This is a genomic window from Microbacterium sp. (assembly GCF_035277845.1).
In the GTDB taxonomy this organism is placed as follows: domain Bacteria; phylum Actinomycetota; class Actinomycetes; order Actinomycetales; family Microbacteriaceae; genus Microbacterium.
The window spans coordinates 1-8,264 of record NZ_DATEJS010000176.1 but is presented as its reverse complement, the minus strand read 5'-3'; the positions used below and the strand labels follow the sequence as shown (position 1 = coordinate 8,264).

General features: G+C 70.6%; 11 protein-coding genes and 1 pseudogene. 6 read left to right on the top strand and 6 right to left on the bottom strand.

The features are described from left to right. The 4 genes from VJR25_RS07585 to VJR25_RS07570 all read right to left on the bottom strand — a co-directional run. Positions 1 to 811: SURF1 family protein (locus tag VJR25_RS07585; RefSeq protein WP_324114179.1), on the bottom strand; the 811-nt coding region annotated here is incomplete at its 3' end. After that, positions 811 to 1,053 (bottom strand): hypothetical protein, encoded by a 243-nt coding sequence (locus tag VJR25_RS07580; protein WP_324114177.1) that lies wholly within the window; start codon positions 1,051 to 1,053, stop codon positions 811 to 813. The genes VJR25_RS07585 and VJR25_RS07580, both read right to left, overlap by 1 nt. Continuing rightward, positions 1,050 to 1,472: a DUF3099 domain-containing protein gene (locus VJR25_RS07575; RefSeq protein ID WP_324114175.1), complete on the bottom strand. Its 423-nt coding sequence runs from the start codon at positions 1,470 to 1,472 to the stop codon at positions 1,050 to 1,052. The genes VJR25_RS07580 and VJR25_RS07575 overlap by 4 nt, the downstream gene beginning before the upstream one ends. Before the next feature lie 60 nt (positions 1,473 to 1,532). Beyond that, entirely contained in the window at positions 1,533 to 1,928 is a 396-nt protein-coding gene (locus tag VJR25_RS07570) for a DUF4190 domain-containing protein (RefSeq protein ID WP_324114173.1), read from the bottom strand. A 104-nt stretch (positions 1,929 to 2,032) separates the two neighbouring features. Between VJR25_RS07570 and VJR25_RS07565 the strand changes: the two genes are divergently transcribed. Next, the gene (locus VJR25_RS07565) at positions 2,033 to 2,746 is read left to right on the top strand and encodes a beta-ketoacyl-ACP reductase (protein WP_324114171.1); all 714 of its coding nucleotides are present in this window, start codon (positions 2,033 to 2,035) and stop codon (positions 2,744 to 2,746) included. Between the two features lie 40 nt (positions 2,747 to 2,786). Here VJR25_RS07565 and serB read toward each other — a convergent pair whose 3' ends face one another. Together serB and glgC are read right to left on the bottom strand one after the other, a co-directional pair. Beyond that, a complete protein-coding gene (gene serB / locus VJR25_RS07560) occupies positions 2,787 to 3,413 on the bottom strand; it encodes a phosphoserine phosphatase SerB (RefSeq protein ID WP_324114169.1) in 627 nt (208 codons plus the stop codon). A 48-nt stretch (positions 3,414 to 3,461) separates the two neighbouring features. Next, a complete protein-coding gene (gene glgC / locus VJR25_RS07555; RefSeq protein ID WP_324114167.1) occupies positions 3,462 to 4,706 on the bottom strand; it encodes a glucose-1-phosphate adenylyltransferase in 1,245 nt (414 codons plus the stop codon). Positions 4,707 to 4,752: 46 nt separating this feature from the next. Between glgC and glgA the strand changes: the two genes are divergently transcribed. The 5 genes and pseudogenes from glgA to VJR25_RS07530 all read left to right on the top strand — a co-directional run. Continuing rightward, complete coding sequence (gene glgA, locus VJR25_RS07550; RefSeq protein ID WP_324114165.1) at positions 4,753 to 5,946, top strand: glycogen synthase; 1,194 nt, start codon at positions 4,753 to 4,755, stop codon at positions 5,944 to 5,946. A 9-nt stretch (positions 5,947 to 5,955) separates the two neighbouring features. Further along, a complete protein-coding gene (locus VJR25_RS07545; RefSeq protein WP_324114163.1) occupies positions 5,956 to 6,741 on the top strand; it encodes an ABC transporter ATP-binding protein in 786 nt (261 codons plus the stop codon). Between the two features lie 95 nt (positions 6,742 to 6,836). Further along, positions 6,837 to 7,094 carry a type B 50S ribosomal protein L31 gene (locus tag VJR25_RS07540; protein ID WP_039403389.1) on the top strand — a complete coding sequence of 86 codons (258 nt, stop codon included), beginning with the start codon at positions 6,837 to 6,839 and terminating at the stop codon, positions 7,092 to 7,094. Positions 7,095 to 7,135: 41 nt separating this feature from the next. Continuing rightward, on the top strand, positions 7,136 to 7,990 hold the full coding sequence (locus VJR25_RS07535) for an alpha/beta hydrolase (RefSeq protein WP_324114181.1): 855 nt from the start codon (positions 7,136 to 7,138) through the stop codon (positions 7,988 to 7,990). Positions 7,991 to 8,032: 42 nt separating this feature from the next. Continuing rightward, a pseudogene (locus tag VJR25_RS07530) lies at positions 8,033 to 8,264 on the top strand (hypothetical protein); the annotation flags it as partial.

Genomic DNA, 8,264 nt, shown 5'->3' with positions numbered 1-8,264 from the left:
CGGCGGCGGCATCGGTGCGGGCGAGCTCGGCCACGGCGGCGGCATCCTCGGCCTCCTCGCGGCGCGCGCGGCGTTCGAACCGGATCACGTACCAGAGGAACGCGAACGCCATGATCGCGAACAGGATCCACTGCACGCCGTACGACAGGTAGGGGCCGGGGTCGTCGGACGGCGACTCCATCGCCTGGGGTGCGGTCGCCGGGGCGGGGGATTCGGACACCAGGGTGCCGTAGGCGCCGGTGTCGAGTGCGGCGACGCCCGCCTTGTGCGCCACGAGCGGCAGATTGATGGAGGGCACCTGGCCGCGGGGCGCGTCCGGGCCGTTCGGCGGGATCGGCTCGGACGGCTGCAGGCGCACGACCACCGTCACGGTCCCGGTCGGCGGGGCGGGGATGCTGTCCGGCAGCGACTGCGTGTTGCCCGGCGGCTCCCAGCCGCGGTCGACGAGCACCACGCGTCCGTCGGTGAGGCGGAACGGCACCAGGATCTCGTAGGCCGCCGTGCCGCTGTGCACGCGGTTGCGGGCGAGGATCCGCCGGTCGGCGAGGTAGGAGCCGGTGAGGGCGACGGGGCGCCACTGGTCCGTCGCCGCCAGCGTGCGGCCGGCCGGCAGCACCTCGCCGATCGGCACGGGCTTCGCGTCGTAGTTCGCCGAGATGATCGCGAGCTGCTCGCTGCGGTCCGCGTTCTTGGTCAGCTGCCAGTGGGACAGGAAGGCGCAGGCGATCGCGAAGACGATCGCGATCCCGATGTAGGCGGTCCAGCGCACGACGGCGGGGGCGGTGCGGCGGCGTTCGGCGAGGGTGGACATCAGGACGATTCTGCCGTGGGCGGCTCGGCGGACGCCGAGAACGGCTCGGAGGTCACGGGGAAGTCGCGCGCGGCGAGATAATCGTGCAGGAACGCGGCGTGCTCGTCGCACGCGAGCCAGATCTTGCGGCGATCGGGCGTGTGGATCCGGGGGTTGCGCCACACGATCTGCGTGGTCGCGGGGGCGCGGCATCCCGCGCGGGAGCAGACGGATGCCGCGGCATCCGGATCGGACGTCGTCATCCGGCGCTGCCGCTCTCGCGCTGGTCGGGAGGCTCGGGCGGGGTGTCGCCGTCGGCCGCGGCGGGCTCTGCGGTGTGGGGGAGCGAGCGCGTGCTCTCGGTGACGCGGATCACGGACGGGCCCGTGTGGGGATGCGGGTCGGGCGTCGGCGTCGCCGGCAGCGCCTGCTCGGGCACCACCGCGTTCGGCGTCTTGGACTCCTGACCGACGTTGGCGAGCACCACCGCGATATAGGGCAGCACGACGGCCGCGATCAGGAACAGCCAGGTGTACCAGCTGTAGGGATGCACCAGCACGGCGAGCGCGAAGCAGGCCACGCGGATGCCCATCATGATCAGGTATCGCGTCGATCGCCGATCCACCTCTTCCTCGGGCGATGCCGGGATCGAGGTGGCGGACTGGGTGCTGTGGTGCTTCACGGTGCTTCCAGCCTACGCGCGTGGCGCAGGCCGGGAACCGTTTTCGAAGGCTTCGACGGGTCAGGAGTTGAGGCCGCCGGAGCCGGCCACGGCGCCGAGCGCGACGAGCGCGATGATGACCCAGATGACGATGACCAGAGCGGTCAGGCCGAGCTGGACCCAGCCCAGGATGACGCCCGCGAGCGCCATTCCCCGGCCGCCCTCGTGGGAGCGCTTGATCTGGCCGAGCGCCATGTGTCCCGTGATCACCGCGGCGATCGCACCGATCACCGGGAAGACGACCCACGCCACGATGCCCGCGACCAGGGACACGACCGAGAGTGCGTTCGTCGGAGGTGCGACGACGGGCGCCATGTAGACCGGCGTGCCGGGCGCGTAGTAGACGGGCTGCGGCGGCACGGGCGGCTGCGGGGGCACCGGCTGCTGCGGCGGCTGCGGTGCGTATGGGTCGGTCATGGATCTCCCTCGGAAGGCTCTCTCCAGGCTCCCAGCGCTCTCCCAGACTGTCAAGCGGCGCCGGTAGGCTGGGGACATCCGATTCCCGGCCCCCAGGAGTGCCCATGTCCACTGATCGCGTCGTCCTCGTCACCGGCGGCAACCGCGGCATCGGCCGCGCCATCGCCGAGCGCTTCCTCGCGGCCGGCTACACCAAGGTCGCCGTCACCGCCCGGTCGGGCGAGGGCCCCGCGGGGACGCTCACGGTGCGGGCGGACGTGACGGATGCCGCGAGCGTCGACGCCGCGTTCACGGAGGTCGAGCAGCAGCTCGGCCCGGTGGAGGTGCTCGTCGCCAACGCCGGCATCACGAAGGACACCCTGCTGCTGCGCATGAGCGAGGACGACTTCGACAGCGTGGTCGCGACGAACCTCGGCGGTTCGTTCCGCGTGGTCAAGCGTGCGTCGAAGGGGATGCTCCGCGCCCGCTGGGGCCGGGTCATCCTCATCTCCAGCGTCGTCGGCCTGTACGGCTCGGCCGGGCAGATCAACTACTCGAGCTCCAAGAGCGGGATGGTGGGCTTCGCCCGGTCGCTCACCCGCGAGCTCGGCGGGCGCGGCATCACCGCGAACGTCGTCGCCCCCGGATTCATCGAGACCGACATGACGGCGGAGCTCTCCGACGAGACCCAGGCCGAATACCGGAAGAGCATCCCGGCGGGCCGCTTCGCGCAGCCCGACGAGGTCGCCGGCGTCGTGGCCTGGCTCGCCTCGGACGACGCCGCCTACATCTCCGGTGCCGTGATCCCGGTCGACGGCGGACTCGGCATGGGCCACTGACCCGAACGGCGCGCGACGCGCCGATCCCGCCTGCCCCGGGCTAGGGCAGCAGCGGGATGACCTGCGCCAGGTCCACGTCGCCGATCACGAGGTCGGCCTGCGCGCGCACGGCCGGCTTCGCGTTGAACGCGAGCCCGAGACCGGCGGCATCCATCATCTTGAGGTCGTTGGCACCGTCGCCGATCGCGACGGTGGCGGAGGCCGCGATGCCGAGCTCCGCCGCCCACGCCTGCAGCGACTCCGCCTTGACGGCGGCATCCACGATCCCGCCGTCCACCTCGCCGGTGAGCACGCCGTCTGCGGCGACGAGGCGGTTCGCGCGCCAGCGGTCGACGCCGAGCGCGGGTGCGATGCGGTCGAGCACCTCGTGGAACCCGCCGGAGACGACGCCGACGGTGCCGCCCTTCGCGTGGACCGCGTCGATGAGCTCGCGCACCCCGGGTGTCGGCTCGACGCGGGCGATCACCCGCTCGAACGCGGCGACCGGAACGCCCGCGAGGGCCTGCACGCGGGTGCGCAGACTGGTCGCGAAGTCGACCTCGCCGCGCATCGCCGCCTCGGTGGCGGCGGCCACCTCGGCACCGCGTCCCACCTCGTCGGCGATGAGCTCGATGACCTCGTTGCGGATCAGGGTGGAATCGGCGTCGAGCACGACAAGAAGGGGCATCCTCCCACGCTATCGAACGTGGGAGGATGCCCCTTCACAGACGGCCGCTCAGCGGTGCACGTGCACGTTCTTGCCGACGATGGTGATGCCGCTGTCGCTGATGGTGAAGCCGCGGGACAGGTCGAGCTCGCGGTCCACCCCGACGGTGGCGCCGTCGTCGAGCACCACGTTCTTGTCGAGGATCGCACGGTGCACGCGGGCGCCGACGCCCACCCGCACGTTGTCGAACAGCACCGAGTCGACGATCGTCGAACCGCCGCCGGACAGCGTCCACGGTCCGACAACGCTGCGCTCCAGGTGGGTCCCCGACAGCACCGAGCCGAGCGACACGATCGAGTCGATCGCGTTGCCCATGCGCCCCACCCGGTCGCGCACGAACTTCGCCGGCGGGGAGTTCAGCGCCTGGGAATGGATGGGCCAGTCCGAGTTGTACAGGTTGAAGATGGGCAGGGTCGAGATGAGGTCCAGGTGGGCGTCGAAGTACGACTCGATCGTGCCCACGTCGCGCCAGTAGTCGCGGTCGCGCTCGTTGGACCCCGGCACCTCGTTGCGCTTGAAGTCGTAGACGCCCGCCTCGCCGCGATTCACGAAGTAGGGGATGATGTCGCCGCCCATGTCGTGATTCGAGGTCGGGATCTCGCCGTCGGCGGTCACGGCCTCGATGAGCGCGTCGGTGTCGAAGATGTAGTTGCCCATCGACGCCAGCACCTCTTCGGGGGAGTCCGGGAGGCCGACCGGGTTCGGCGGCTTCTCGACGAACTCGCGGATGCGCGTGACGTCCTCCGGCTCGACGTCGATGACGCCGAACTGGTGGGCCTGCGACCGCGGCTGCCGGATTCCCGCGACCGTCGCCCGCGCCCCCGAGGCGATGTGCGCGTCGAGCATCTGCCGGAAGTCCATGCGGTAGACGTGGTCGGCGCCGATCACGATGACGATGTCCGGCTTCTCGTCGTTGATGAGGTTGAGGCTCTGCAGGATGGCGTCCGCCGAGCCGGAGAACCAGCGTTTGCCGAGGCGCTGCTGGGCGGGAACGGATGCCACGTACGAGTTGAGCAGGGCCGACATCCGCCACGTCTGCGAGATGTGGCGGTCGAGGCTGTGCGACTTGTACTGCGTGAGCACGACGATCTGCCGCAGGGACGAGTTGATGAGGTTCGAGATCGCGAAATCGATCAGGCGGTACTGACCCCCGAAGGGCACGGCAGGTTTTGCCCGGTCAGCCGTCAAGGGCATGAGCCGCTTGCCCTCGCCGCCGGCGAGGATGATTCCGAAGACCTTCGGTGCTGCTGACATGGGAACACCCTATGGCCCCGGGCGCCGGTTGTACTAGCGTTTCGACATGCGCGTCGACATCGTCACCAAGGAGTACCCGCCGACCATCTACGGAGGTGCCGGCGTGCACGTCACCGAGCTCGTCAAGGCCCTGCGCGAGACCCTCGAGGTGCACGTGCAGGCCTTCGGCGCGGATCGTGACGAGGGCGGCACGTTCTCGTACGGGGTGCCCGCCGAGCTCTCCGACGCGAACGCCGCGATCCAGACGCTCGGCACCGACCTCGAGATCGTCGGCGGCGTCGCCGGCGCCGACGTGGTGCACAGCCACACCTGGTACGCGAACTTCGCCGGGCACGTGGCATCCCTGCTGTACGGCATCCCGCACGTCGTCACCGCCCACAGCCTCGAGCCGCTGCGCCCGTGGAAGGCCGAGCAGCTGGGCGGCGGATACGCGGTGTCGAGCTACATCGAGAAGACCGCCTACGAGGGGGCCGCGGCGATCGTCGCCGTCAGCGACGGCATGCGCAACGACATCCTGCGCAGCTACCCGGACCTCGACCCGGCCAAGGTGCGCGTCATCTACAACGGCATCGACGTCGAGGCCTGGCGTCCCGTCTCGAACCCGGGCTTCCTCGCCGACGAGGGGATCGATCCCGACCGGCCGTCGGTCGTGTTCGTCGGGCGCATCACGCGGCAGAAGGGCCTGCCGTACCTCCTTCGCGCCGCCGCCCTGCTGCCGCCCGACGTGCAGCTGGTGCTGTGCGCCGGGGCGCCCGACACCCCCGAGATCATGGCCGAGGTCGAAGAGCTCGTGCGGGGGCTGCAGCAGACCCGCGACGGCGTGATCTGGATCGACCGGATGCTGCCGCGCGACGAGCTGTGCGCGATCCTCAGCGCGGCCACCACGTTCGTCTGCCCGTCGATCTACGAGCCGCTCGGCATCGTCAACCTCGAGGCCATGGCGTGCGGCGCGGCCGTCGTCGGCACCGCGACCGGCGGCATCCCCGAGGTCGTCGTCGACGGCGTCACCGGGCGCCTGGTGCCGATCGAGCAGCTGCAGGACGGCACCGGAACGCCCACGCATCCCGACCGGTACGTCGCGGATCTCGCGGCCGTGCTCACCGAGGTGGTCTCCGATCGCGAGCGCGCCCGCGCGTACGGGGATGCCGGCCGCCGGCGCGCAGCCACCGACTTCAGCTGGAAGGCGATCGCCGACGAGACCGCCGCCCTGTATGCGGAGGTCGCCGCATCCGGTCGATAGGCTGGAGACATGCCTGAGGTCCTCGATTTCGCCGATGTCGTCGTTCGCCGCAATGCCCGAAACATCGTCGATCACATCGACTGGTCCGTGCAGGACGACGAGCGCTGGGTGGTGCTCGGGCCGAACGGAGCGGGCAAGACGACGCTGCTGCAGCTCGCCGACACGCTGCTGCATCCGACGTCGGGAACGGTGACGATCCTCGACGAGCGCCTGGGCCGCACCGACGTGTTCGAGCTGCGCCCGCGCATCGGGTTCGCGTCGTCGGCGATGGCCCGGCGCGTGCCGCCGGAGGAGACGGTGATCAACGTCGTGCTCACCGCGGCGTTCTCGGTGCTCGGCCGCTGGAACGAGTCGTACGAGGGCATCGACGAGCGGCGGGCGATGCGCGTACTCGCCGAATGGAAGCTCGAGCACCTCGCCGACCGCACCTTCGGCACGCTGTCCGACGGCGAGCAGAAGCGCGTCCAGATCGCCCGCGCCGTGATGACCGACCCCGAGCTGCTGCTGCTCGACGAGCCCACCGCGAGCCTCGACCTCGGCGCCCGCGAGGAGCTCCTCGACCTCCTCGGGCGGTACGCAGCCGTGCCCACCACGCCGGCGATGGTGATGGTCACCCACCACGTCGAGGAGATCCCGGTCGGGTTCACCCACGTGCTGCTGCTGCGCGAGGGGCAGGTCGTGGCATCCGGCCCGATCGCCGAGACGCTCACGGCCGATGCGCTCACCGAGACCTTCGGCATGCCGATCGTGCTGTCGCAGGACGGCGGCCGGTACGCGGCCCGCGCGACGGCGTGACCTCGCGCGTCTGTTAGAATCGTCCTTTGGTGCGCCTGCACCGCAGACTTGGCCGTCCTGGCACAATCCAGGGCACGACTCCCTAGAGGATCACCATGAAGACCGACATCCACCCCGACTACCGCGCCGTCGTGTTCCGCGACCTGGGCTCGGGTGACACCTTCCTCACGCGTTCGACCGCGACGAGCGACAAGACCATCGAGCTCGACGGCGTCGAGTACCCGGTCATCGACGTCGAGATCTCGTCCGCGTCGCACCCGTTCTACACGGGCAAGCAGCGCATCCTCGACTCGGCCGGTCGCGTCGAGAAGTTCAACCAGCGCTTCAAGAACTTCGGCGGCTCCGCGAAGTAATCGCGCTGTCCGCTTTCCGAGACCTCGTGCCGCAGCGACTCATGCCGCAGCGGCGCGAGGTCTCTGTCTTGGGCGGCACCACCGCCTACTGGGTGGACGAACCCGTCGCCGGGATCGCCGAGGCGGACGCCCCCACCCTCGTCACGGTGCACGGCTTCCGCGGCGAGCACCACGGCCTCGCGCCGGTGATCGCCCAGCTGCCCGGCTACCGGGTGATCTCTCCCGACCTGCCCGGCTTCGGGGAGACCGCGCCGATCCCGGACCGGGTGCACGACCTCGAGCTGTACGCGCAGTGGCTGCGGGAGTTCGTCGCCGCGGTCTGCCCGGGATCAGTGGTCGTCGGGCACAGCTTCGGCTCGATCGTCTCGTCCGCCGCCGTCGCGACCGGGCTCGACACCCCGCAGCTGGTGCTCATCAACCCGATCGGCGCCCCGGCGCTCGAAGGCCCGCGCGGCGTGCTGACGAGGCTCGCGATCTTCTACTACTGGGCGGGCGCGAAGCTGCCGGCGTCCCTCGGCGAGGCGCTGCTGCGCAATCGCGTGATCGTGCGGGTCATGTCGATCGCGATGGCCAAGACGAAGGATCCCGCGCTGCGCCGCTTCGTGCACGAGCAGCACGACCTCTACTTCTCGCAGTTCGCCGATCGCGACGTGCTGCGCGACGCGTTCGTCACCTCGGTGTCGCACGACGTGACCGAGTTCGCGCCCCGCGTCGCAGTGCCGACGCTGCTCATCGCCGCGCAGCTCGACGACATCACGCCGATCGAGAAGGAACGCGAACTCGTGCACCTGTTCCCGGATGCGCGGCTCGTCGAGATCCCCGACGTCGGGCATCTCATCCACTACGAGACCCCGGCGCCGGCGGCGGCTGCGATCGCCGGATTCGTCGCGCGCTGACCCGCGCATCCGGCTCGGAGCATCGCGCGGTACCGTGCCGTCATGAGCGACGAGGAGCTCGCTGAGCTGGCCGCGCTCCGGCAGCGGGCGTACGGTCCCGATGCCGACATCGACGGCGACGTCGCGGCGCGGACACGACTGGCCGTGCTCGAGGCGCGAGCGCGCGCCGAGCATCCGGCGCCGGCTTTCGGTGCCGCGACGCGGGTCGTGGTGCCCCTGGACGACAGACGCCGGTCCGGCGTCGGCGAGACCGACTTCGTGGACCCGTTCCCGT

Coding starts and splice junctions, on each gene's coding strand:
- VJR25_RS07580 (WP_324114177.1), bottom strand. CDS start 1,053: ATGACGACGTCCGATCCGGATGCCGCGGCATCCGTCTGCTCCCGCGCG.
- VJR25_RS07570 (WP_324114173.1), bottom strand. CDS start 1,928: ATGACCGACCCATACGCACCGCAGCCGCCGCAGCAGCCGGTGCCCCCG.
- VJR25_RS07565 (WP_324114171.1), top strand. CDS start 2,033: ATGTCCACTGATCGCGTCGTCCTCGTCACCGGCGGCAACCGCGGCATC.
- serB (WP_324114169.1), bottom strand. CDS start 3,413: ATGCCCCTTCTTGTCGTGCTCGACGCCGATTCCACCCTGATCCGCAAC.
- glgC (WP_324114167.1), bottom strand. CDS start 4,706: ATGTCAGCAGCACCGAAGGTCTTCGGAATCATCCTCGCCGGCGGCGAG.
- glgA (WP_324114165.1), top strand. CDS start 4,753: ATGCGCGTCGACATCGTCACCAAGGAGTACCCGCCGACCATCTACGGA.
- VJR25_RS07545 (WP_324114163.1), top strand. CDS start 5,956: ATGCCTGAGGTCCTCGATTTCGCCGATGTCGTCGTTCGCCGCAATGCC.
- VJR25_RS07540 (WP_039403389.1), top strand. CDS start 6,837: ATGAAGACCGACATCCACCCCGACTACCGCGCCGTCGTGTTCCGCGAC.
- VJR25_RS07535 (WP_324114181.1), top strand. CDS start 7,136: ATGCCGCAGCGGCGCGAGGTCTCTGTCTTGGGCGGCACCACCGCCTAC.